This is a genomic window from Marinobacter flavimaris (assembly GCF_002933295.1).
Taxonomy (GTDB): Bacteria; Pseudomonadota; Gammaproteobacteria; order Pseudomonadales; family Oleiphilaceae; genus Marinobacter; species Marinobacter flavimaris.
The window spans coordinates 171,021-192,478 of record NZ_PSSW01000008.1 but is presented as its reverse complement, the minus strand read 5'-3'; the positions used below and the strand labels follow the sequence as shown (position 1 = coordinate 192,478).

24 protein-coding genes are annotated in these 21,458 nt (G+C 56.5%); 12 read left to right on the top strand and 12 right to left on the bottom strand.

What is annotated here, in order from left to right:
- Window position 1 precedes the first annotated feature (1 nt).
- Complete coding sequence (locus MDHKLMBL_RS15230; protein ID WP_014577128.1) at window positions 2-418, bottom strand: hypothetical protein; 417 nt, start codon at window positions 416-418, stop codon at window positions 2-4.
- A gap of 208 nt (window positions 419-626) precedes the next feature.
- On the opposite strand from MDHKLMBL_RS15230, the gene MDHKLMBL_RS15225 reads away from it, so the two are divergent.
- Window positions 627-956 (top strand): hypothetical protein, encoded by a 330-nt coding sequence (locus MDHKLMBL_RS15225; RefSeq protein WP_041645222.1) that lies wholly within the window; start codon window positions 627-629, stop codon window positions 954-956.
- Between the two features lie 28 nt (window positions 957-984).
- Complete coding sequence (locus tag MDHKLMBL_RS15220) at window positions 985-1,458, top strand: hypothetical protein (RefSeq protein WP_104271267.1); 474 nt, start codon at window positions 985-987, stop codon at window positions 1,456-1,458.
- Between the two features lie 11 nt (window positions 1,459-1,469).
- On the opposite strand, the gene MDHKLMBL_RS15215 is transcribed toward MDHKLMBL_RS15220, so the two are convergent.
- From MDHKLMBL_RS15215 to MDHKLMBL_RS15205, 3 genes are all read right to left on the bottom strand, one after another.
- Entirely contained in the window at window positions 1,470-2,309 is an 840-nt protein-coding gene (locus tag MDHKLMBL_RS15215) for a putative RNA methyltransferase (RefSeq protein ID WP_104271265.1), read from the bottom strand.
- A gap of 110 nt (window positions 2,310-2,419) precedes the next feature.
- Window positions 2,420-3,361 (bottom strand): electron transfer flavoprotein subunit alpha/FixB family protein, encoded by a 942-nt coding sequence (locus MDHKLMBL_RS15210; RefSeq protein ID WP_062784263.1) that lies wholly within the window; start codon window positions 3,359-3,361, stop codon window positions 2,420-2,422.
- Window positions 3,362-4,111 carry an electron transfer flavoprotein subunit beta/FixA family protein gene (locus MDHKLMBL_RS15205; RefSeq protein WP_008171627.1) on the bottom strand — a complete coding sequence of 250 codons (750 nt, stop codon included), beginning with the start codon at window positions 4,109-4,111 and terminating at the stop codon, window positions 3,362-3,364. It lies immediately after the preceding gene.
- 418 nt (window positions 4,112-4,529) lie between these two features.
- On the opposite strand from MDHKLMBL_RS15205, the gene MDHKLMBL_RS15200 reads away from it, so the two are divergent.
- The gene (locus MDHKLMBL_RS15200; RefSeq protein WP_104271341.1) at window positions 4,530-6,182 is read left to right on the top strand and encodes an electron transfer flavoprotein-ubiquinone oxidoreductase; all 1,653 of its coding nucleotides are present in this window, start codon (window positions 4,530-4,532) and stop codon (window positions 6,180-6,182) included.
- A 99-nt stretch (window positions 6,183-6,281) separates the two neighbouring features.
- On the opposite strand, the gene MDHKLMBL_RS15195 is transcribed toward MDHKLMBL_RS15200, so the two are convergent.
- The 7 genes from MDHKLMBL_RS15195 to MDHKLMBL_RS15165 all read right to left on the bottom strand — a co-directional run bounded on the left by MDHKLMBL_RS15195 (window position 6,282) and on the right by MDHKLMBL_RS15165 (window position 11,810).
- On the bottom strand, window positions 6,282-6,743 hold the full coding sequence (locus MDHKLMBL_RS15195) for an FKBP-type peptidyl-prolyl cis-trans isomerase (RefSeq protein ID WP_008171631.1): 462 nt from the start codon (window positions 6,741-6,743) through the stop codon (window positions 6,282-6,284).
- A 199-nt stretch (window positions 6,744-6,942) separates the two neighbouring features.
- On the bottom strand, window positions 6,943-7,509 hold the full coding sequence (locus MDHKLMBL_RS15190; protein WP_104271263.1) for a DUF1285 domain-containing protein: 567 nt from the start codon (window positions 7,507-7,509) through the stop codon (window positions 6,943-6,945).
- Between the two features lie 24 nt (window positions 7,510-7,533).
- A complete protein-coding gene (locus MDHKLMBL_RS15185) occupies window positions 7,534-8,430 on the bottom strand; it encodes a radical SAM protein (RefSeq protein WP_014577135.1) in 897 nt (298 codons plus the stop codon).
- A gap of 45 nt (window positions 8,431-8,475) precedes the next feature.
- The gene (locus MDHKLMBL_RS15180) at window positions 8,476-8,925 is read right to left on the bottom strand and encodes a SixA phosphatase family protein (RefSeq protein WP_053115346.1); all 450 of its coding nucleotides are present in this window, start codon (window positions 8,923-8,925) and stop codon (window positions 8,476-8,478) included.
- 42 nt (window positions 8,926-8,967) lie between these two features.
- Window positions 8,968-10,035: an NAD(P)H-dependent glycerol-3-phosphate dehydrogenase gene (locus MDHKLMBL_RS15175; RefSeq protein ID WP_008171642.1), complete on the bottom strand. Its 1,068-nt coding sequence runs from the start codon at window positions 10,033-10,035 to the stop codon at window positions 8,968-8,970.
- 60 nt (window positions 10,036-10,095) lie between these two features.
- Window positions 10,096-10,587, bottom strand: coding sequence for an STAS domain-containing protein (locus MDHKLMBL_RS15170; RefSeq protein WP_008171643.1), 492 nt, complete (start codon window positions 10,585-10,587; stop codon window positions 10,096-10,098).
- A 14-nt stretch (window positions 10,588-10,601) separates the two neighbouring features.
- Window positions 10,602-11,810: a PP2C family protein-serine/threonine phosphatase gene (locus MDHKLMBL_RS15165; protein ID WP_104271261.1), complete on the bottom strand. Its 1,209-nt coding sequence runs from the start codon at window positions 11,808-11,810 to the stop codon at window positions 10,602-10,604.
- Between the two features lie 114 nt (window positions 11,811-11,924).
- Between MDHKLMBL_RS15165 and MDHKLMBL_RS15160 the strand changes: the two genes are divergently transcribed.
- A complete protein-coding gene (locus MDHKLMBL_RS15160; protein WP_104271259.1) occupies window positions 11,925-13,409 on the top strand; it encodes an HD domain-containing protein in 1,485 nt (494 codons plus the stop codon).
- Here MDHKLMBL_RS15160 and MDHKLMBL_RS15155 read toward each other — a convergent pair.
- On the bottom strand, window positions 13,399-14,427 hold the full coding sequence (locus MDHKLMBL_RS15155) for an NAD(P)/FAD-dependent oxidoreductase (protein ID WP_104271257.1): 1,029 nt from the start codon (window positions 14,425-14,427) through the stop codon (window positions 13,399-13,401). The genes MDHKLMBL_RS15160 and MDHKLMBL_RS15155 overlap by 11 nt on opposite strands.
- 116 nt (window positions 14,428-14,543) lie before the next feature.
- Between MDHKLMBL_RS15155 and MDHKLMBL_RS15150 the strand changes: the two genes are divergently transcribed.
- From MDHKLMBL_RS15150 to MDHKLMBL_RS15115, 8 genes are read left to right on the top strand one after another with little or no spacing between them, the layout of a single operon-like run.
- A complete protein-coding gene (locus tag MDHKLMBL_RS15150; protein ID WP_062784249.1) occupies window positions 14,544-15,500 on the top strand; it encodes an acyl-CoA desaturase in 957 nt (318 codons plus the stop codon).
- Window positions 15,497-15,964 carry a nuclear transport factor 2 family protein gene (locus tag MDHKLMBL_RS15145; RefSeq protein ID WP_104271255.1) on the top strand — a complete coding sequence of 156 codons (468 nt, stop codon included), beginning with the start codon at window positions 15,497-15,499 and terminating at the stop codon, window positions 15,962-15,964. The genes MDHKLMBL_RS15150 and MDHKLMBL_RS15145 overlap by 4 nt, the downstream gene beginning before the upstream one ends.
- Window positions 15,961-16,761, top strand: coding sequence for an SDR family NAD(P)-dependent oxidoreductase (locus MDHKLMBL_RS15140; RefSeq protein ID WP_104271253.1), 801 nt, complete (start codon window positions 15,961-15,963; stop codon window positions 16,759-16,761). Before MDHKLMBL_RS15145 ends, MDHKLMBL_RS15140 begins: the two co-directional genes overlap by 4 nt.
- Window positions 16,758-18,023: an NAD(P)/FAD-dependent oxidoreductase gene (locus MDHKLMBL_RS15135; RefSeq protein ID WP_104271251.1), complete on the top strand. Its 1,266-nt coding sequence runs from the start codon at window positions 16,758-16,760 to the stop codon at window positions 18,021-18,023. The genes MDHKLMBL_RS15140 and MDHKLMBL_RS15135 overlap by 4 nt, the downstream gene beginning before the upstream one ends.
- Window positions 18,024-18,025: 2 nt before the next feature.
- Entirely contained in the window at window positions 18,026-18,910 is an 885-nt protein-coding gene (locus MDHKLMBL_RS15130; protein WP_053115355.1) for a DUF1365 domain-containing protein, read from the top strand.
- The gene (locus MDHKLMBL_RS15125) at window positions 18,898-20,172 is read left to right on the top strand and encodes an SAM-dependent methyltransferase (RefSeq protein WP_104271249.1); all 1,275 of its coding nucleotides are present in this window, start codon (window positions 18,898-18,900) and stop codon (window positions 20,170-20,172) included. Before MDHKLMBL_RS15130 ends, MDHKLMBL_RS15125 begins: the two co-directional genes overlap by 13 nt.
- Entirely contained in the window at window positions 20,169-20,690 is a 522-nt protein-coding gene (locus tag MDHKLMBL_RS15120) for a DUF2878 domain-containing protein (RefSeq protein WP_053115357.1), read from the top strand. The genes MDHKLMBL_RS15125 and MDHKLMBL_RS15120 overlap by 4 nt, the downstream gene beginning before the upstream one ends.
- Window positions 20,687-21,427 carry a hypothetical protein gene (locus MDHKLMBL_RS15115; RefSeq protein ID WP_008171662.1) on the top strand — a complete coding sequence of 247 codons (741 nt, stop codon included), beginning with the start codon at window positions 20,687-20,689 and terminating at the stop codon, window positions 21,425-21,427. Before MDHKLMBL_RS15120 ends, MDHKLMBL_RS15115 begins: the two co-directional genes overlap by 4 nt.
- Window positions 21,428-21,458 lie beyond the last annotated feature (31 nt).

The following is a 21,458-nucleotide window of genomic DNA, read 5'->3' as shown; positions in this document are numbered from 1 at the left end:
TTCAGCGGAGCCCGGCAACCGCTTTCTCGCCCATCAGACGCATGAATACGGCAACACCCAGGCCCCAGAAACCGTTGAGGAGCAAGCCGCCCACCCAGGTCTGGGCCGAGACATCTAGCCCTTTCAGGGGGAATACAACCAGCATGGCGACTGCGGTGGGACCTACAGCCCCTACAATGACATGCCCCAGCCAGAACTTCACCCCTGCCAAGCGCCCAAGGATCAGCCACAACAACATGCCCCAAAGGCCACCAAAGAACGCCAATGACACAACCTGGGGCACACCCAGCGGCGGCACCGGTGACAGGTTGAAGGGCGCTGCGGGCACGATGCCCCCGAGCCAGAACAATGCGAACAGGCCCTGATGAAACACCAGGGTTGCGAGAAAACCACTTGCAAACGCCTTGAACCAAACCATGAACAATCCTCTGTTGGTATGAATAGTCGGCCTTAACCCGTTGATTCTGCGTAGCTCATTGAACAACTGCAACCAATGTTAACAGTTTTGAGCGCTCGTTCTACTTTCCCGGCAACACCGGTAAATCCGTCTTCACGGCCAATCGTTTGTCATACTGCTTGGGGCACACTGGCAGGCAGAGCAAGAAAACGATTTCCGGAGGTTCGAATTGATCACCTTTTTAACAGTCTTGAGCATCCTTCTTGTCCTGTTCAGCGGCTTTGTCTGCTGGCAGGTTCTTGAACAGCGCAAAGTGATCGCCCGAATGATGGAGAACGACGATATCGCAGATTCCGAGCAGGAACCGGAGCTGGTTATTACGCTTCGGGTACTGGATCCGATTGCCCTGGCCAAGCGGGAGTCACGCTCTGCCCGAGTGCTTGCCGACAAACTCCCCGTGATGGTTCGCAAAATGGTGTACCAGGAAGTGATGAAAGAACTTGAGGAAGAAATGACAGAGCGCGAAATCGACGTGGATATGCAGATTGAGTATCGATGATCGCAATGTGTGACTGGAGGGCCCCATCATGAACCTGGCCGCAATCGCATTGTTGTTGCTAATGGCCTTTTGCGGATTCTGCATCGCCTACTGGCAGCTGCTGCTCTGTCGCCGTGAAGCACGGATTCTCAATTCCCATCGTGTGTCAGCGCACAGTGCCATCCAGAAAAGCAGAATGGATCTTCTCGAGGTCCGGAACCGGGCGCGGTTGCTGGAGGACTCGGTTTCGGGTGGCGCGAGCGCCGTAGAAAAGCTGCACAAGGCAATCTCGAACACGACTTTCGGGCTGATTGATCTGTTCTCGAAGGATGAGGAGTTCCGACAGACTGCCCGTAAAGCACGGGCCACCCATGACCAGAAGAGCCAACAGATCTACAAAACCGTGCGCACGACCAACAAGGCTCTGCACATCCTCGCCGATACCCTGATCATCGGGAAAGCAGAAAAGCGGCTCGCTTCCCGCAAGAGTGGCAAGGCTCAGGGTTCCGACGACGGTCAATAAAATTCGGGGGGTTAGCGCCTTTCCAGGCGTTTCAGAACCACGTCGACTGTCACCACCAGTGATTTGAGCGAAGCAGCCTTCTCAAGGCCCTCCGAGTTGGCCCGATAAAGATGGGGTGTCATGGCCAGGAGATCGGCGATGCTGTCCTGGCCCGGAAGACTCAACGGGAACCTTAGCACGGTCGAATCCAGGGTCCGGAAGCCCTCGGGATCAACCATCTCAGTGTCTGCGGGTGGTTTCAGTTCGGGGTAAATGATTTCACGCAGTTCCCGAAGGTGGTCTGCACCGGCATCCACCTGTATCACCTTCCCGCCGGGCTTCAGCACCCGGGCGAATTCGCTGTAAACCGGAAAACCGAACAGGCAAAGCACGAGATCCAGGGATTCCGGCAGTATTGGCAGGTTGGCATTGCTGCCAACCACCCACCGGGTCTGTTTGTCCTGTTTGGCCGCGGCCAGAACCGCACACTTGGAGATGTCGACGCCGATCATGGAGATATCTCTGGCGCCGGCCAAGCTCGCGAGGTGTCGAAGGTAATAACCTTCGCCGGAGCCTGCGTCCAGAATTGATCCGGTGCCCGCGCTCGGGAGCCATTGCAATACCTGATCGCTCACGGCCTCGGCGATGTTTGTGTAGAACCCTGCATTCAGAAACCGTTGTCTGGCCGCAACCATTTCCTTGCTATCACCCGGGTCCAGGGAACGTTTCTTTTGAACGGGTAACAGATGCACGTAGCCCTGCCGGGCAACATCAAAGCTGTGTCCGTTCTCGCAACGCCAGGTTTTTTCACTAGGCACCAGTGGGCAGCCGTCCAGTGGGCAGGCTAAGGCATCAAACGGCATTGTGGTCATGGTTCGTGTATCCGGTTCAACCGTCGGGATCAGATATCATGGCAGGTATTCTGGCTTCACCCAAAAGAAAAAGGCACCCGAAGGTGCCTTTTTGCAAGCTTGTTAGAAAGTTACAGAACTTTCTTCAGCTCTTCTTCAAGCTGCGGAACCGCTTCAAACAGGTCCGCTACCAGGCCGTAATCGGCAACCTGGAAGATCGGCGCTTCTTCATCCTTGTTGATCGCAACGATCACCTTGGAATCGGACATACCGGCCAGGTGCTGGATGGCACCGGAAATACCCACAGCGATGTACAGCTGCGGAGCAACAATCTTACCGGTCTGGCCAACCTGCATGTCGTTCGGTACGAAACCGGCATCGACAGCAGCACGGGATGCGCCAACCGCGGCACCCATCAGATCGGCTACCTGCTCAAGCATCTTGAAGTTGTCGCCGTTTTGCATACCGCGACCACCGGAAACCACGATACCGGCGCTTGCCAGCTCCGGACGGTCAGACTTGGCCAGCTCTTCGCTGACGAACTGGGACAGGCCAGCGTCTTTTACAACGTCCAGCTGTTCAACGGCAGCGGAGCCACCTTCGGCAGCAACCGGGTCGAACGCGGTCGGACGAACAGTAACGACTTTGATGCTGTCACTGGATTTTACAGTGGCAATGGCGTTACCAGCGTAGATCGGGCGAACGAAGGTGTCTTCGGACTCCACGCGCATGATGTCGGAAACCTGGGCAACGTCCAGCAGCGCAGCAACGCGCGGCATGAAGTCTTTGCCCACGGTGCCAGCGGCGGCGAGAATATGGCTGTAGCCCTTGCCTACTTCGGCAACCAGCTCACCCAGGTTTTCGCCCAGGAAGTGACCATAAGCAGCGTTGTCGGCAACCAGCACCTTGTTAACGCCTTCGGCCTTCGCAGCTGCTTCAGCAACGGCACCACAGTTCTCACCGGCAACCAGTACGTCGATGTCTCCGCCGATGGCCTTGGCAGCCGCTACAACATTCAGGGTAGCCTGTTTCAGGCTGCTGTTGTCATGTTCAGCAATTACAAGGATGCTCATTTAGATCACCTTCGCTTCGTTCTTCAGTTTATCGACCAGCTCGGCAACGTCGGCCACTTTCACACCCGCCTGACGGGAAGCCGGCGCTTCAACCTTCAGGGTGGAAAGGCGCGGAGCGATGTCGACACCCAGATCGGCCGGGCTCATGTTGTCCAGCGGCTTCTTCTTCGCCTTCATGATGTTCGGCAGAGAAGCGTAGCGCGGCTCGTTCAGACGCAGGTCGGTAGTGACAACCGCAGGCAGGTTCAGAGCAACGGTCATCAGACCACCGTCTACCTCACGGGTTACGTTAACCTTGTCGCCCTCAACAACCACTTCGGAAGCGAAAGTGCCCTGACCCATGCCGGTCAGTGCGGCCAGCATCTGACCAGTCTGGTTGTTATCGGAATCGATGGACTGCTTGCCAAGAATGACCAGCTTCGGCTCTTCTTTCTCAACAACAGCCTTGAGCAGCTTGGCCGCTTCGAGAGACTGAACCTCCTCGTCCGTTTCGACGTGGATACCACGGTCAGCACCCAGCGCCAGTGCAGTACGGATCTGCTCCTGGGAGGCTTTCGGGCCAATGGATACCACCACGATTTCACTGGCAACACCCTTCTCTTTCAGGCGAACGGCTTCTTCTACCGCGATTTCGCAGAACGGGTTCATTGCCATCTTGACGTTGGCGAGGTCAACACCGGTGTTGTCCGGCTTGACGCGCACCTTTACGTTGTAGTCGATTACTCGTTTTACAGCGACCAGAACCTTCATAGATTCCTCGTTCTTCTACGATGGGTTTATGACTTGCAGTCCTCGCGCAGAGCCTGCCGAAATTCAATGCGCACTAATGATGGAGGCAACACACGGCAGAATCAATAGCCTCAAACGACGCGCCAGGACTGAACTTTCAGCCAATTCCCCGGTATTGACCGGGGACGGCAATGAGACGATACTAGATTTCGACTCAAAACACACGATGTTTCAGTGTGCTCTTACAATGCCAAAGGACAGGGCGAATTTCAAACAAACGTTTGTTTGATTCTTCAAATACGGTATCCTTTTGGTTATGCAAGTCGGGACAAACGGCTTGGGGCAGTCGTCTATAGGCACTTTTACCGGTATGATGGCGGCCCAGAATAATTGGCCTGCGGGCACATAATATCCATTAAAGATGTTTGAGGAGACCAACGTGGAACGCGAATCGATGGAATTTGATGTTCTGATCGTCGGCGGCGGCCCGGCGGGCCTGTCGGCAGCGTGCCGTGTCATGCAACTGGCACAGGAAGCTGGCGAGGAACTCACCGTATGCGTTGTAGAGAAAGGTTCTGAGATCGGCGCCCACATTCTGGCCGGTACCGTATTCGAGCCCACTGCCCTCAACGAACTCTTCCCGGACTGGAAAGAGAAAGGCGCTCCGCTCAACACGCCCGTTACCCGGGACGACATTTTCCTGCTGAAGAACCAGGACAGCGCCACCAAGATCCCGAATGCGTTTGTGCCCAAGAACATGCACAACCATGGCAATTACATTATCAGCCTGGGTAACCTGTGCCGCTGGCTCGCCGAACAGGCTGAACAGCTTGGCGTTGAGGTGTATCCCGGCTTTGCCGCGTCCGAAACCATCATTGAAGACGGTCAGGTAAAAGGCATCATTACCGGCGATATGGGCGTGGCCCGCGACGGTTCCGAAAAAGACGGCTACATGCCGGGCATGGAACTGCGCGCGAAGTACACCCTGTTCACCGAGGGGTGCCGCGGTCACCTGGGCAAGCGCCTGATCAACGAGTTCAAGCTTGATGAAGGGAAAGACCCGCAGCACTACGGTATCGGTATTAAGGAACTGTGGGATATTGATCCGGCCAAACACGAGCCGGGCCTCGTAGTTCATACCACCGGCTGGCCCCTGAAAGAAACCGGCTCCACCGGTGGTTCTTTCCTGTATCACCTCGAGAATGGCCAGGTATATGTGGGCCTGATCACCGATCTGTCTTACAGCAACCCGCATCTGAGCCCGTTTGAGGAATTTCAGCGGCTGAAGCTGCATCCGGAGATCAAGAAACACCTGGAAGGCGGCAAGCGCGTTTCCTACGGCGCCCGTGCAATTACCAAGGGTGGCTACAACGCTCTGCCCAAGATGAGCTTCCCGGGTGGTCTCTTGCTGGGCTGTGACGCGGGCACGCTGAACGGTTCCAAGATCAAGGGCTCCCACACCGCCATGAAGTCCGGCATGTTGGGCGCCGAGGCAGTTTTCGAAGCGCTGAAGGACGGCAAGAGCGGCGAAGAGATCAGCAGCTTCCAGAAGAAATTTGAAGACAGCTGGCTGTTCAAGGAGCTATACGCAGAGCGTAACTTCGGCCCGGCGATGCACAAGTTCGGCAATATAGTCGGTGGCGCCATCGCCTACTTTGAGCAGAACATCCTGCGCGGCAGCCTGCCGATTACCTTCCACGATACCACTCCGGATTATGCCACCATGAAGCCGGCAGCCGAGTGCAAGAAGGTGACCTATCCCAAGCCGGATAACACACTGACCTTCGATCGTCTGTCCTCGGTGTTCATTTCAAACACCAACCACGAGGAAGATCAGCCGGTTCACCTTAAACTGACCGATCCGGACCTTCCGATCCGCGACAACCTGCCTAAATACGATGAGCCTGCGCAGCGCTACTGCCCTGCTGGTGTTTATGAAGTTGTCGAGAAAGACGATGGCAGCGGAAAGCGCTTCCAGATCAACGCCCAGAACTGTGTTCACTGCAAGACCTGCGACATCAAGGATCCTGCACAGAACATTAACTGGGTAACTCCGGAAGGGGGCGGTGGCCCGAATTATCCGAACATGTAAGTCCGGATTCCGGTAGAAAACGGCCCCTCCCGGGCCGTTTTTTTTGGCATAAAAAAACGGCTCCCGTGGGAGCCGTTTTTCGTTGCGCTTCCGAAAAGCTTAGTGAGCGTGGCCGTGCTCTTGCTCTTCGTCAGTCGCGTCGCGAGCTTCTACCACTTCTACGTCGAAGTGCAGAGTCTGGCCAGCGAGCGGATGGTTGGCGTCGATGGTGACGGTTTCGTCGCCAACTTCTACCACACGAACGACCTGGGGGCCGCCCGGGGTCTGCGCCTGGAACTGCATGCCCGGCTCGATGGTATCGACGCCTTCAAATGCAGAACGCGGAACCGGCTGGATCAGCTCTTCGTTAACTTCGCCGTAGCCTTCAGCAGGTTCTACAGAAACCTTAACCTGATCGCCTGCGTTCTTTTCGTTCAGTGCACTTTCCAGTCCACCGATAATGTTCTGTGCACCTTCCAGATAAGACAGAGGCTCACGACCTTCTACACGGGAGGAATCAAGCTGCTCTCCCTGATCGTTGGTGAGCGTGTAATGGATGGTGACAACACGAGGTTGGGCCATGTGATCTCCTTGCGTGTCCGCAATGACTGTTTAATTGATTTAGGCAATCGAAAGTGATCGTGAACAGCCAGACTGAACAGAGGGACTAACGACCACCGGGCCTCGTTAGAGAGCCAGGCTCATAACAAGTATGAAAACACAGTTTAACAACTGAGCTAATGCGTTTTCTACCGTAATTCTGGGGCCGCGGTACGGGTTTTCAACCACCCTGCCCGATTTTGTAGAAAATTCCGTGGCTGAATACCCCGAGAACCGGGTGTCCGTCTTCATTCCGTTCCACAACATGCTCCGCCAGGTCGTAATAGGCTGCGGTTACCAGTCGCGCTTCGACCCCATGGCGAACCTTTACCACGGGTCTTGGCTCATCGGAGCCCGGATAGGTGGTCACTTCCAGTGGATGGTCCTGGCCGATCTCGAGGGTTTCGCCGACATTGGTGGTCAGGGAAATGGCCTGCCGGTCGCTCTCTCCAGTCACGGTCAGGGAATGGGCGAGCAACGGCGCATCCTCGACTTGGATGCGCCACTTTTCAACGGGCGTCACCAGGTAGTATTCGCCGTCGCTTTCCCGGCGGAGAATGGTGGAAAACAGACGTACAATCGCTTCTCGAGTCAGCGGCTCGCCTTTGAAAATCCACTGACCATCGCGGCTGATGCGAAGATCCATATCCCCGGAAAGCTCGGGGTCCCACTGATCAATGGGTGGATTCCCGGCCTTCTTCACGGTTTCCTCCACCTGCTTTGCAAGATTATCCGGATTCATGCTCATAACGGTGGCTCCCGGCCATCTGAATTACAACCCGCGCATCCACTCCGCGCGCAACGGTGCTGCACCGGGGTTGGTAATGGCGAGGTTTACCTGGTCCAGCATTTTCTGCTTGTCACGGCCCAGCGTGCCTTTCAGCACGAGGTAATTTGAAGCGTGATCACTGCGGAAGATGGTCTTATCCAGCTCAAGATGCTCCAGGAAGAGGCGTATCTCTTCAAAAAGCCCTTTTTGGGACAGCGGGACGAAATCGTCTCCGAAGCCCTCCCGGAAACGTTCTTCTCCCTGTGGGAAACTGACCACGAGGGTGGAAAGATAATCCGGCTGTGTCTCGTTGCAGAGCGTTGCGGTATTGATCGCGTGCTGGCGCGAAAGGTTTTCTCCGCCCAGCCCATTCAGCACCATGACAGAGCTCGTAAGACCCGCTTCACGGATTTTCAGCAGTGCCGAGCGGGTGGATTCCCAGGTTTCGCCCTTGTTAACCCGGCGCAGGATTTCATCATCGCCGGATTCCATACCGACATAGAGAATTTCAAGGCCTGCATCCTTCAGTTGAGCCAGTTCTTCCACGGTCTTTTTCGCGAGGTTGCGGGGCAGACAGTAGCTGGAAACCCGCTGAAGATCCGGAAAAGCCTCCCTGAGCTGACCCAGTATTTCCAACAGGCGACGGGTCGGCAATACCATGGCATCACCGTCTGCCAGAAAAACCCGGCGCACGCCACCCAGGCTGCGAGCCGCATTACGGATGTCCTGGAGCACATCTTCAGGCTTGCGGGCCCGGAATTTCTTTTGCGGCTGCGTATACATCTCGCAAAACGTGCACTTGTTCCAGGAGCAGCCGTTGGTGACCGGCAGGATCAGTGACTTGGCTTCACTGGGAGGCCGGAAGACCGGCTCCACGTAGTCGATTGGAAAGCTGTACATAGTCGGGCTCGGATTTGAGAATTCAGAAATTACTTACTGGTGATATCAGGGCAGAAACTGGGCTTTCAAGTCAGCGCAACCGGGGCCGACTACTGGCATATCCAGCATGACGGCCTGGGAGGTCATGAACGGAATGCCCCGGCGGTGTGCGTCAACCAGAAGCGTGGCAAGCCCTCCCACCAGGGGCATGTGGGAAACGATCAACAGGGGTGATTCGTGATGCTCAATCAATGCATCAAGGCAGGCTGCCGGGTCGTCGTCCGGAGTGATAAACATCTTTTCTTCAACGGGACAATTGAGAATTTCGGAAACGATCGCCGCCGTTTGCCTGGCCCGCACATAGGGGCTGCTCCAGACCAGCTTCGGTCGCCAGGGCGACTCCGCGATGCGAGCGGCAACCTCAGCCACGCCAAGCCGGCCGGCCTCTGTCAGTTCACGTTCCTGATCCAGCGTATGCCAGCCAGCTTCCCCATGGCGCATGATGAGCAGTTGCAAGGGCTCTCTCCTTTCCGGCCTGGTCCCGGTTCAGCGGGCCTGTTACTGGCTGATGGTCCGCGGCAGTATAAATTCTACGTCGGAATTCTGGACCGACATCATGAGGCTATTGATGACCGCCTTGATTGAAGCGTTGTCATAGAGGATCTCGTAAAGCCCACGAACCAGTGGCATATAGATCCCGATGGCCTCGGCTTTCTGCTTGACGAGCTTCAGGGTATAGATGCCCTCGGCCACCTGCCCGAGCTCCGCCACGGCATCGTCCAGTTTCTGGCCCTGGCCAACGGCATAACCCACTCGAAAGTTCCGGCTCTTGGATGAGGTGCAGGTCACGATCAGATCACCGACACCCGCCAGCCCCATAAATGTCATTGGGTTGGCGCCAAGGCTGACGGCAAACCGGCTCATCTCCGCAAGACCGCGGGTAATCAGCATGGCCTTGGCGTTCTCACCCATTTCCAGGGCGGAGGCAAGACCTGCAACAATCGCATAGATGTTCTTCAGTGCCCCGGCGAGTTCCACGCCATACACATCCACGTTCGCGTAAACGCGAAAATACTCGCACCCCAGGAGGTCCTGAACCGAGCGGCGTACATCCGGATCTTTGGCGGCAATAACAGTGGCGGTCAGATCCCGGTTTACGATCTCACCAGCCAGGTTAGGGCCACTGAGCACGCCAGTACGGCAACGAGGGATCTCTTCCTGCAGAATCTCGCTCATCAGTTTGAAGCCGTGCTCTTCAATACCCTTGGTGAGACTGATGACAATTTGCTCGTCGCGGAATTTGTCGCTGTTCTCGCGGATAACGGCCCGAAAGGCTTTGCTCGGAATGGCAACAAAGACGATCTCGGCCTTGCTGACAGCGTCCGCCAGGTCTGTGGTGGGCTGAATGTCACCGGTCAGCTCAATGCCTGGCATGTAGCGGCTATTGATTCGGGTGCTGCGGATCTCTTCGGCCTGGGCTTTGCCACGCATCCAGAAATGAACACGGTGACCGTTTTCACCCAGCACCTTGGCCATGGCAGTACCAAAACTGCCACCGCCCAGAACCGCCACATCATGTACTGGCGCGGCTGCCTCAGTGTTCCGGGGCGTCGATTGTTCAGACATAGTTCTTCCGTTCTGTCAGATCAGGTGTGATACCGGCCATGTCGCACCAGGGTGGCGCAGTTAACCGGGCTCTTCACATTCCAGAGCGCGCACCAGATTCTTGAATTCTTCCCTGTTTCGGCTGTTCAGGCCCATCAGCACTTTATGGGCATCGAGAACCTTGTCTCGAACCTGTTGTTCGCTGGCCCTGAGTACGGGAATCTCTTCAAGCTCTTCAATTCGGGACGCGGGTTCTCGCACAATAATAAAGATCTTGTCGAAACCCATGGAAGTGATAATGCGGGTAATATCGGGATTGGTCGAAATAAGTGTGGGCAGGAAGTTGCTCTGTTTCTGGGCCGCCATGGCGATCTTGGCAAGCAGTCCGAGTGTGGTGCTGTCGATAATCTCGGTCTCGGTCAGGTCGATCACCACGGTCTTGAACTCGGGGTCCTGGGTGATGGACTCAACCAGATTGTCCAGCGTCGAACACAGGTTCAGCCGGATTTCCCCAATAAACTTCAGGACATAGATGCCCTGTTTTTCAGCTTGCAGGATCTTGTAACCAGCCATGTTTCACACTGCCACTAATTCGACGGGGTGTTATCTGATCCGTTCATGGTATCAGTTACCGATACGATAGCGATATCGTCCGGCAGCTCTGTGATCTGTTCCAGATGCAGAGCCTCGTTCAGAGAGGCGATAGTGTGACGACCTCCCGATACGAGTTCAAGTAGTGTCCGCTCCTTTTCATCCAGTCCCTTTTCCCGGATAACTTCCAGAATTCCATCCGAAAACAGGGTCAGATGAAACGGTTTGTTCAGGGGAACCTCATACACTTCCCACTCCGGCGTCTCAAACAGCCCTACCGGAAGCCCGCTTCCCTCGAGAAACGCTGCCTCCCCACCCTCAAAGGACAGGATGGGCATCGGGAAATGGGCGCCGACTGCATAATTCAACTTACGTTCGCTCAGGGAAATGATGCCAACGAATACGGTTACGTGTTTACCGAGGCCGGTATCCAGCAACTCGGAATTGATGCGTTCCAGGAATCGGTCCGGGTACAGGATATCTTCACTGGAGCCCCGGCGAAGGTTTCGCTGCAAGCGGTTGGTCAGGTTCTTCAGCAATACGGTTACAAACGCGGAACTGGCGCCATGGCCGGAGACATCGGCGATGTACACCAGAACCTTGTCGTCGGAAATACGGAAGTAATCCAGAAAATCACCGCTCAGGTACAGCGACGGCTTGATCATATGGTCCACGTGCAGGCCACTCATCACCTGTTCGTGCTCCGGAAGCATCCGTAACTGGACCTTTCGGCCGGCACGCTGGTCTGCCCGCAGCTCGGCGATGCCGTCCCGCAGGTCACGATTTGCCTCTTCAAGCTCCTGCCGGTAAAGCTGATTCAGCCGGTTGACCCGGACCCGGTCGAACAATTTCCCGATAACGTCGTCCAGTGCGCCCTTGTCGTCGTTGCAGGGTTTGAGGACAAAATCCGCCGCCCCGGCCCTGAGGGCGCTGACCACATCGGCGCTGGACTCGCTGGACGAACAGGCGACGATCGACGTGAATGTTTCGGCTTCTTCCAGGCGATTGGCGAGATCCCGGATGGACTCCGGAGGCAGGTCTGCAAAGATGACATCGGGAATGTTATCGTCAAAGAGCGCCTTGGCGCTGGCGAGATCCCGGTAGCCGGTTACGTAGAACCCCCTCGCTTCAAGGTAACGGGCGAGATCCGTACGGGCCTGTTCATCGGCGTCTATTATAAGTATGCGCTCGGTGCGCGAGGTCATGGCGACTGCCCTAAACTACCAGCGATAAACGATAAATTGGCTTGATTAAGCCTATTCTGGCACGCCCCTGTGATATAACAAGGCCAAGTTCATGAAATCGGAGGATTCCATCTGATGCGACGTGCCGTAAACGATCTACTCGGAGCCTATGACAAGCTGATCATGGATCCGGTTCACGGAGGCATTCCGCTTTACCGGCACGAGATCCAGGTTATTGATCACCCGCTGTTCCAGCGACTGCGAAACATCTGCCAGAACGACATCCTGAGCCTGGTCTTTCCCGGTGCAACCCATTCCCGCTTTCTGCACTGTATTGGTGTGATGCATGTGGGCACGCGCATGTTCCGCTCGATGATCGACGCCTACCTCAGGGAGCGCCAGCTCAGCGAGCAAACCGACCTGAGCCTGAGCCAGCTCGACGCCATCGACTATCTGGCCAAAACCATCCGGTTGGGCTGTCTTCTGCATGACAGCGGGCATTCTAGTTTTTCCCATCAGTTCACCCAGGCCCGGCGCATTCGGGAACTGATGTCCCGTCCCGGCCGCTTCCGGGATCTGTGGCGCGGCGTGGATTATTCCGCCTACCACCCGGAAGAACCCGACGAGCTGGAACACGAGCATTATTCGGTGCGTGTCGCCCACGATGTGCTCATGGCGGTGGATCTCGAAGGTGCGGGGCTTTTCGCCCGGGACGTTATCGGCATTATGGAAACGACGGACGTAAAACCCAGTGAGACGTTCTGTCGTCATGCCCGCACATTCTGGGCCTTTATTGCGGGAGAGGATGCCGCGGCGGGATCACCGCTCAGCGAAAACATTCCCGGGCTGGTGATGGATCTGCTGTCATCGATTGTATCCGGCGAAATCGACGCTGACCGGGCCGATTACATGCTGCGGGACGGCTTCCACTCTTCGGTAACCATCGGCGGTTTCAATCTGGACCACCTTCTGAGCAACCTGCGTTTTGGATGGGATGTGTCCGAACCCTGGCTGGGGCTGGCCATAACCCAGAAAGGACTGGGGGCGCTCGAGGACTTTGTCTACAGTCGCCACCAGATGTACCGCAAGGTTTACGCCCACAAGACCGCCCTGGGCTTTGACTGGCTGCTTCGGGAAGCGATCAACGAAGTGCTCGATGACCCGGAGAACTTTGAATGGGTGGATACCTGCCTGAGCGACATGGCCTACTTTGCAGAACTGACCGACAACTTCTTCTGGGAGGCGTTTCGGAAAGTGGCTCGCAAGCACCCGAAGAGTTTCTCGTTCTGCATTGTAAACCGGGTGAAACTGAACCATCTGGATACCCGGGAAGACCTCTCAGCCAGGGGGATCGAACGTCATAGCGCATGGTTGGCCGAAGAGCTTTCTCTCAGCCCTGCCCAGGTAGTGACCTGTTCGATGCGGGCGCGCTTCTCGAACATTCAGGACAACTTCAACGGCATCAAGGTGCTCGTGCGCGAACCTATCCACCGCACCCGGTCGTTGAAGAAGATCACCGACGTCAGCGCCTTCTTCAGCAAGTTCAGTGACGGCACCATCACACATTTCTATACCCGGCCCGATGTGACCACCGGTAACCAGGAGTCTCTCACTGAGTAGTGGGAAGTGTCGTCAGTTCGGCAACCAGTCCGCAGGCACTGTCGAACGCGCCCTCTACCCGGCCGCCACTGAGCCAGTCGCCTGCGAGCCCGATCTTGTATTCCGGGAACCAAAGATGGCCAGGGGGTTCTCCGCCTTCAGAGCGCGCGTAGAGCCAGCGATGGGTAACCACTTCGTCCGGACCGGTATCGAAGCCGGTCGTTTCACGAAACGCAGCCAACAGTTTTTCGGCCACCTCCTCGGCTGGTGTATCCACATGGTCTTCGGTCCAGGCCGGGCTGGCGTGCAAAACCCACCACTGGCCCTCGTCGTTTCGACCGGGCTTGCTGGAGTTGTTGGCCACCCAGAACAGCGCCGGGTGCTTGCAGCGCATGCCTTCGTGATGCGGCCAGGGCGATACCGGGAAGTGGGCGGCAACGGCCCAGCATGGCAGAACCCGGCTCACCGGATCGTCCAGGTGGGAGGCCAGAGCGTCGAGGCCGCTGTCCGCCAGCAAATCCCGAGCCTGTGCCGGAGGCGCGGTAACGATAACTGCATCAAAATCGCCGAGGTGCGAGCCGGCGGTGGAAAAGAGCGACCAGGACTGGTCGTTTCGGGCCAATGTGGCAACGCGTGTCTCGGTAACAACGTGAGCGTGTCCGGACAGGGCCCGGGTAATCGCTGTCATGCGGGGAATTCCGACGTAACGGGTCTCCTGAGGGAAGGATTCCCGTTTATCAGCATTCGTCTGGAAACCAAACCGTCCTTCCCACGGTCCGAAGCTTTCAGGGCCGGCAAATTTATGGAGAAACGGCAGGAAATCCGGGTTCCGGGAGGTGAAGTATTGCGCGCCCATATCTGCCGATCCGCCGGTTACCCGCTTCGCAGCGAGCCTGCCACCTGGTCCCCGGCTTTTTTCGAAGACCGTAACGTCATGGCCGAGACCGCGCAGCTGGATAGCGGCGGTCAGCCCGGAGAGGCCTGAACCGACAATGGCGATACGGCGTATAAGTGACGAATCAAAGGTTTGATTAAACATGGTTTATCGTGCATCCAATTACAGTAGTGAGATCGTACTACTCTCCATGAAACACCAGCGGCATCAAGACTGAGTGTGCGATCAAGATTCCATTAAAGAGAAAGGGCAATCAGGGTATGACCCGAATGCAACATTGGCTTACAAACATTCTGAGGTGGTTCGATTCCGAAGCAGGTTCGGATCACATAGACACCACGTCCCGATCATTCAATTTTTTACGCGTTATTCCGTTCATTGCGCTCCATCTGGCCTGCCTTCTGGCGTTTTACACCGGCGTAAGCGCATTCGCCATCGGATTCGCGATTGCTTTCTTCCTCGTGCGGATGTTTGCGATTACCGGATTCTACCATCGTTATTTTGCCCACAAGACGTTCAAGACCAGCCGGCCTGCCCAGTTTGTATTCGCGGTGCTCGGCGCCAGTGCGGCCCAACGCGGCCCGCTCTGGTGGGCTGCCCACCACCGCCATCATCATCAGCACTCCGATGATGTTCAGGACCTGCACTCGCCCCATCAGGGCGGATTCTGGTGGTCGCACATGGGGTGGTTCACCTGTGACGCCGGCTTTGCGACCGACGAACGTCGGATTCGGGACTGGCTGAAATTCCCGGAACTCAGGCTGATTAACCGGTTTGACGCTCTGGTACCGGCTCTCGCCGCCGTTGGTATCTACGCGCTGGGCGAAGCATTGGCCGCGTGGGCTCCGGGGTTGGGGACCAACGGTCTGCAGATGCTTGTCTGGGGATTCTTCATATCGACCGTCGTGCTGTTTCACGCCACGGTATCCATCAACTCTCTGTCCCACGTCTGGGGCAAGCGCCGATTTGAAACCTCGGACGACAGCCGGAACAACTTCTGGCTCGCTCTGCTTACCCTGGGCGAAGGATGGCACAACAATCACCACCGCTGGCCGCAATCTGTTCGCCAGGGGTTCCGGTGGTATGAAATTGACATCACCTGGTATGGGCTATGGTTGATGTCGAAGCTTGGCATCATCTGGGAGCTCAACCCGATACCCAAGCACATTCAGGAAGAAACACGCGAACTGGATAAAATGAGGAGGAGCAGGCAATGACAACCGCCTCAAAGATCGAAGTAGGTACGCGTAATTCGGCGGTGCCGGCAACGCTCGATAATTTCAGAGCGCTGTTCAACGAACTCGACAAGGGTAATCTGAACAAGCTCTCCCGGGTCTACAGCGAGGATATCCGGTTCCAGGACCCACTGAGCACCGTAACGGGCCTGGATGAGCTGACCCACTATTTCGCCGGGGCCTATGCGAATGTCATCTCCTGTCGCTTTGAATTCGGTGAAGCCGTTGTTCACGGTGAGTTTGCCGCCTTGCCCTGGGTTATGCACCTTCGTCACAAGCGCCTTCGCAAGGGGCGTGAAGTCCAGGTGCAGGGCATCAGCCACCTCGAAATCCGGGACGGGATGGTGTGCTACCACCGTGATTACTTTGACGCCGGGGAAATGCTCTACGAAAACCTGCCGGTGATTGGCAGGGCCATTCGCTGGATCAAGGATCAGGCAGGATGAGTGATCGACTTCAGGAAACCTCGAATATCTGGATTACCGGCGCCAGTTCAGGCATTGGCGAATCCGTTACCCGTGCCCTGGCACGCGGTGGTCACCGGCTTGTGATTACCGGCCGCCGACAGGGGGCTCTCGAAGAACTGGCCTCCGCAGCGCCAGGCCGGATTATACCGGCGGCGGCAGACACCACCAGCAAAGAAGACCTCCAGGCCATCGCGGGCACACTGGAAAATCACGGCGACCTGAACATGGTGATACTTAACGCCGGCACCTGTGAATATCTGGAGATAGCGCACTACAACAGTGACGTTATCGAGAAGAACATTCACACCAATGTGATTGGCACGGCGCGATGTCTCGATATTGCTCTGCCGGCCCTCAGGCGCAGCCGGGCGAAAGGCCAGCCGGCGACCCTCGTGATCGTCAGCTCTTCCGCCTGGTGGTTCCCTTTTGGCCGGGCTGAAGGGTACGGCGCTTCCAAGGCGGCGCTGACCTATTTTGCCCATGCACTCCGGGCAGACCTTGACGCCGAAGGGATCGACGTAGTGGTGGTTTCCCCCGGATTCGTCAAGACACCATTGACCGATCGGAACGATTTTCCAATGCCCTTTCTGGTTACTGCAGAGGATGCGGCGGAACGTATTGTCAGTGGTCTCGCGCGTGGCAAGAACGAGATTGCATTCCCCAAGCGCTTCACCTGGATGTTGAAAGCGCTGGGCGCCCTTCCCCGGCCCTTGATCGACCGTATGTCGGCCTCTATGGCCCGTAAAAGCAACACCGAACAGGAAAATAATGGATGAGTAGTGAGCGTCAGCGGATTGCTGTCATTGGGGCCGGCGTTTCCGGCCTCACGGCTGCCTGGCTTTTGGCCGAGAAACACGATGTTCAGGTTTTTGAAGCGGGCGACTATGCCGGCGGTCACACCAACACCGAACAGGTCGAAGCCGGTGGCCGGACCTGGCCGGTGAATACTGGCTTCATCGTTTTCAACGACTGGACCTACCCGAATTTCATCAAACTGATGGAGCGTCTGGGAGTTCCGTCGGAAGTCAGCGACATGAGCTTCAGCGTGGACTGCAGCAGCACCGGCCTGCAGTACAACGGCACCAGCCTGAATACCCTGTTTGCCCAGCGAAAGAATCTGTTCAACCTGCCGTTCCTTAAGATGGTGCGGGAGATTCTGCGCTTTAACAAGGAAACCCGTGCAGACCTTGAAGCCGGCAATATCAACAATGAAGAAACACTGGGGGAATACCTGAATCGGAATGGGTACTCCCGCTATTTCAGGAACTACTACATTGTTCCGATGGGCGCGGCGATCTGGTCAGCACCGGAAATCGTGCTGGAACAGTTTCCAATCCGGTTCTTCCTGCAGTTTTTCAACAATCACGGCATGCTGTCTGTGGATGACCGCCCAACCTGGCGGGTGATTTCCGGAGGGTCTGCCCAATACGTGAAGAAAATGATGGAACGGCTGGGTGATGGCATGCACCTGAACAGCCCTGTCGACAGGGTTGTCCGCCATGAGGACGGTGTAACCATGACTGTCAGGGGCGAGGAACACCACTTTGACCAGGTGATTTTTGGCTGCCACAGCGACCAGGCCCTTGCCATGCTCGCTGACGCGACCGACAAGGAACGGGACATACTCGGAGCCATGGCCTATCAGAACAACGATGTCGTGCTCCATACAGACAGCAGCGTGTTGCCGGACAATCGCCGGGCATGGGCTGCCTGGAACTACTTTATTCCGACCCACAGTACTGAACCGGTTTCTGTCACCTACAACATGAACATACTGCAGAACTTCCATGATGCCCCGGAAACCTTCTGTGTGACCCTCAATCGCAGCCGAGATATCGACCCCGAAAAGGTGATCAAGCGCTTCGAATACGCCCATCCGGTATTCACACTGGACGCGGTGGCAGCCCAGGAACGCTACGACGAAATCGGTAACCAAAATCGAACCCATTTCTGTGGTGCATACTGGTTCAACGGATTCCATGAAGATGGCGTTCGCAGCGCGTTGCGGGTCACCGAAGCGTTCGGGGTGGAGCTTTGACCGTGAACAGCCAATGGCTGGAGGGTACTGTCCGGCACAGGCGGAAGTACCCGGTGCAACACGAATTCAGCTACAGCACCGGCATGCTGGCCCTGGACACCGACGAGTGGAACCAGGTTTCCGATATCAGCCCGCTATTTTCCCTGGAACGTTTCAACTGGATGTCTCTGAAGCGCAGGGACTACTTCCGTCCAGAGACAGGCGACCTCTCAGGCGCTGTGCGTGACCACGTGGAACGGGCCACCGGCTGGCGCCCGGATGGTGAAGTCGAGCTGATTACCCATCCGCGTTACTTTGGTTACGTGTTCAATCCGGTCAGCTTCTACTTCTGCTATCGCGCCGGCGAGTGCCCGGCGGATGGCGTGGTTCCAAAGGTCATCGTTGCCCAGATTACCAACACCCCGTGGCATGACCGTCATGCCTATTGCCTGGAGACGACCGGCGCAGAGCCGAACCAGGCGGGCTGGCGCACCGAACAGTTTGGTTTCAGCAAACGCTTTCATGTGTCGCCTTTCAACGGCATGAACCAGCATTACGAATGGACATTCAGTTTCAGGGGCCCTGATCTCAGAATTCACATGAATGTTCTGGAAGAGGGTCGCAAGCATTTTGACGCCACTCTGGTAGTCCAACGTACCCCTCTCACTCGTAAAGATGTGCATAGAAGTCTTCGAAAGTTTCCGCTTGAAGCATTCAAGGTTGTGGCAGGCATCTACTGGCACGCCCTCCGTCTCAAGCTCAAGGGGGCACCGTTCTACACCCACCCCGACAAGCTTTCCGAGGACGATACCGCCTACCGCCGTGGGCACGATGATTCCGGGCTGGATGTCACCAGCTCCGAGACCAATGACAAGATTCGTGGAAGGGTAAGTTCATGGAGAACCTGAATACTTCGGTTGAAAACACCAAATCCGAATCGGGCAGCCTGCCGGCTCTAAGCCGTTTCGCACGTGCCCTGGTGATTCAACAGCTCCGTTTGCTGGGCGAGGGCAAACTGACGGTTCGGGAATCCGGATTCGAGGATCTGGTATTCGGGAATGGCGACAGCCAATACCAGCCGGCAGAGCTGATTATCCACGATCACAGCACCTGGCGGGACCTGCTGACTGGCGGAAGCGTCGGCGCGGCAGAAGCGTATGTCGCTGGTGATTGGTCAACCCCCGATCTGGTTGCCCTGCTCCGGTTCTTTACCCGCAACGTCGACCGTATGAACGAGTTTGAAGACCGCTTCAGTTGGGTTACCAAGCCTGCCCTCAAAGGTCTGCACTGGCTGAACCGGAACACCAAGGAAGGCTCTCGAAAGAACATCAGCGCCCACTACGATCTTGGCAATGACCTGTTCGAGACATTCCTCGATCCAACCATGATGTACTCGTCGGCGATTTATCCCAGCGCCGAATCGAGCCTTGAAGAAGCGGCTGTGCACAAACTGGACACCATCTGCCGGAAGCTGGACCTCCAGCCCGGGGACAAGGTGATTGAAATCGGCACCGGCTGGGGTGGCTTTGCGATCCATGCCGCCAAACACTATGGCTGTCATGTCACCACGACGACCATTTCCAGAGAGCAGCTGGAGCTTGCGAAAGAACGGGTCCAGAAAGAGGGGCTGGAGGACCAGATTACCCTACTGTTTGACGATTACCGGGACCTCGAGGGGCAATTCGACAAACTTGTTTCCATCGAGATGATTGAAGCCGTTGGCCCTCAGTTTCTCGACAGCTATTTCTCCCAAATTAACGCCCTGTTGAAGCCCGACGGGTTGGCTCTGGTGCAGGCCATTAACATGCCGGAGCAGCGGTACCAGAGAGCTTTGAGAAACGTTGATTTTATCCAGCGATTTATCTTCCCGGGGAGCTTTATTCCCTCTTTCGGAGCCATCCTCGAATCGGTTCGAAAAGAAAGCAAGCTGGTACTCACCCATGCCGAGGATACGGGCTTCCACTATGCCAGGACCCTTCACGACTGGTGCGACCGGTTCATGGCCCAGCGGGACAAGCTTGAATCGATGGGTTACGACGAGGCTTTCCGGCGCCTGTGGCACTTTTACTTTGCCTACTGTGAAGCGGGCTTCAGCGAGCGGGCCATTGGCGTTGCGCAGCTGGTGTTCGCCAAGCCCGGCAACAAACGCGAGAACATCTTGAGCGTATGATCGCCTCCGAAACTGCCCGTAACGTTCTTAATTTCCTACTGTTCCAGGCAGGCTGGTTTGCCTGCGTGTTTTATCCCGGGCTGATCGGCGCCGGGATCGTGGTGATATTTCTGGTGCTGCATTTTGTCCTGGTAAGCCAGAACCGGATGACCGAGCTTCAGTTTATCGGCCTGGGAACCGTCGTAGGCTCAGTTCTGGACGGCATCTGGTTCCGGACCGGCATTCTGGACGACGGCTCCGGACAAGTGATGCTCACTCCCCCTTGGCTTGTCGCCATCTGGGCCATCTTCATGACGACTCTGAGCCATTCCCTCGACTGGATCAGCAAGAAAGCCTGGCTGCCCTTCGTACTTGCGCCCTTTGCCGGCCCCTTCGCCTATTGGTCGGCGAGCCAGCTCGGTGCAGTGCAGCTGCCAGACTTGCTGCCATCGCTGATTGCACTCGGGTTTGGCTGGCTGGTTGTCTTCCCGCTGCTGCTTTTCGCCCGCAAAACGCTTTACCCGGAGCTGGTTCGATGAAACGCGCTACCTGGTCAGTTTACGTGGCGCTGTTGGCAGTCGCAGGGCCGGCCGCGGCCGCAGATTTCAGTTTCATCGGTACCGCAAGCACGGGAGACGGCAACGTTATTTACGAAGAGCGCCATTCCGTTGATGGTACCTGTGAGGAAGGCGTATTCCGGCCCCGGCAACACGAGGTGACCTACTTCAAACCGGACGCGGACGAGTCATTCGCCCGCAAAGACCTTGAATACGAGGTTTCAGTACTGCGTCCGTCCGTAGACTTCGTTCAGCCGACATTCAGTGAAGAAATGCAGATCACCTACCCTGCACCCGACACTTTGGTGATCGACTGGCAGACGCCAGGCGGCGATTCAGAGCAATTCGAGGTGACATACCCGGAAACTACCGTTGTGGATGCCGGGTTCGATAACTTCGTACGTCAGAATTGGCAGAGTGTTGTGGCTGGCGAGCCGGTTGAATTCCGGTTTCTTGGACCTACCCGGGGCGAGCATTATGGTTTCGTTCTGGAACGGGTCGAGAACGACCGGGTGAATGCTGACCATGTCGTACAGATACGCCCTACCGGCATGGTGCTGCGTTTCCTGGTCGACCCCATCGTGCTGGGTTACAGCAACTCGGGTGCCCTTTCCGACTATCTGGGCCTCACCAATATCCGGAAAAACCAGGATGAAAACTACACCGCCCATATCCGCTATAAAGTGAATACCACCCCGGATTGTGAACTGACCCCCTGAAACTGTCGCCCCTGCCAAGGCAGACCCCGGG

Excerpts from the sequence above, each read along its gene's own strand:
- MDHKLMBL_RS15170 (WP_008171643.1), bottom strand. The coding sequence starts at position 10,587 with ATGGCTGGTTACAAGATCCTGCAAGCTGAAAAACAGGGCATCTATGTC.
- MDHKLMBL_RS15145 (WP_104271255.1), top strand. The coding sequence starts at position 15,497 with ATGACAACCGCCTCAAAGATCGAAGTAGGTACGCGTAATTCGGCGGTG.
- MDHKLMBL_RS15150 (WP_062784249.1), top strand. The coding sequence starts at position 14,544 with ATGACCCGAATGCAACATTGGCTTACAAACATTCTGAGGTGGTTCGAT.
- MDHKLMBL_RS15120 (WP_053115357.1), top strand. The coding sequence starts at position 20,169 with ATGATCGCCTCCGAAACTGCCCGTAACGTTCTTAATTTCCTACTGTTC.
- MDHKLMBL_RS15140 (WP_104271253.1), top strand. The coding sequence starts at position 15,961 with ATGAGTGATCGACTTCAGGAAACCTCGAATATCTGGATTACCGGCGCC.
- MDHKLMBL_RS15135 (WP_104271251.1), top strand. The coding sequence starts at position 16,758 with ATGAGTAGTGAGCGTCAGCGGATTGCTGTCATTGGGGCCGGCGTTTCC.
- MDHKLMBL_RS15205 (WP_008171627.1), bottom strand. The coding sequence starts at position 4,111 with ATGAAGGTTCTGGTCGCTGTAAAACGAGTAATCGACTACAACGTAAAG.
- MDHKLMBL_RS15210 (WP_062784263.1), bottom strand. The coding sequence starts at position 3,361 with ATGAGCATCCTTGTAATTGCTGAACATGACAACAGCAGCCTGAAACAG.
- MDHKLMBL_RS15185 (WP_014577135.1), bottom strand. The coding sequence starts at position 8,430 with ATGTACAGCTTTCCAATCGACTACGTGGAGCCGGTCTTCCGGCCTCCC.
- MDHKLMBL_RS15175 (WP_008171642.1), bottom strand. The coding sequence starts at position 10,035 with ATGTCTGAACAATCGACGCCCCGGAACACTGAGGCAGCCGCGCCAGTA.
- MDHKLMBL_RS15155 (WP_104271257.1), bottom strand. The coding sequence starts at position 14,427 with ATGTTTAATCAAACCTTTGATTCGTCACTTATACGCCGTATCGCCATT.
- MDHKLMBL_RS15220 (WP_104271267.1), top strand. The coding sequence starts at position 985 with ATGAACCTGGCCGCAATCGCATTGTTGTTGCTAATGGCCTTTTGCGGA.
- MDHKLMBL_RS15115 (WP_008171662.1), top strand. The coding sequence starts at position 20,687 with ATGAAACGCGCTACCTGGTCAGTTTACGTGGCGCTGTTGGCAGTCGCA.
- MDHKLMBL_RS15165 (WP_104271261.1), bottom strand. The coding sequence starts at position 11,810 with ATGACCTCGCGCACCGAGCGCATACTTATAATAGACGCCGATGAACAG.
- MDHKLMBL_RS15195 (WP_008171631.1), bottom strand. The coding sequence starts at position 6,743 with ATGGCCCAACCTCGTGTTGTCACCATCCATTACACGCTCACCAACGAT.
- MDHKLMBL_RS15215 (WP_104271265.1), bottom strand. The coding sequence starts at position 2,309 with ATGACCACAATGCCGTTTGATGCCTTAGCCTGCCCACTGGACGGCTGC.
- MDHKLMBL_RS15190 (WP_104271263.1), bottom strand. The coding sequence starts at position 7,509 with ATGAGCATGAATCCGGATAATCTTGCAAAGCAGGTGGAGGAAACCGTG.
- MDHKLMBL_RS15230 (WP_014577128.1), bottom strand. The coding sequence starts at position 418 with ATGGTTTGGTTCAAGGCGTTTGCAAGTGGTTTTCTCGCAACCCTGGTG.
- MDHKLMBL_RS15125 (WP_104271249.1), top strand. The coding sequence starts at position 18,898 with ATGGAGAACCTGAATACTTCGGTTGAAAACACCAAATCCGAATCGGGC.
- MDHKLMBL_RS15160 (WP_104271259.1), top strand. The coding sequence starts at position 11,925 with ATGCGACGTGCCGTAAACGATCTACTCGGAGCCTATGACAAGCTGATC.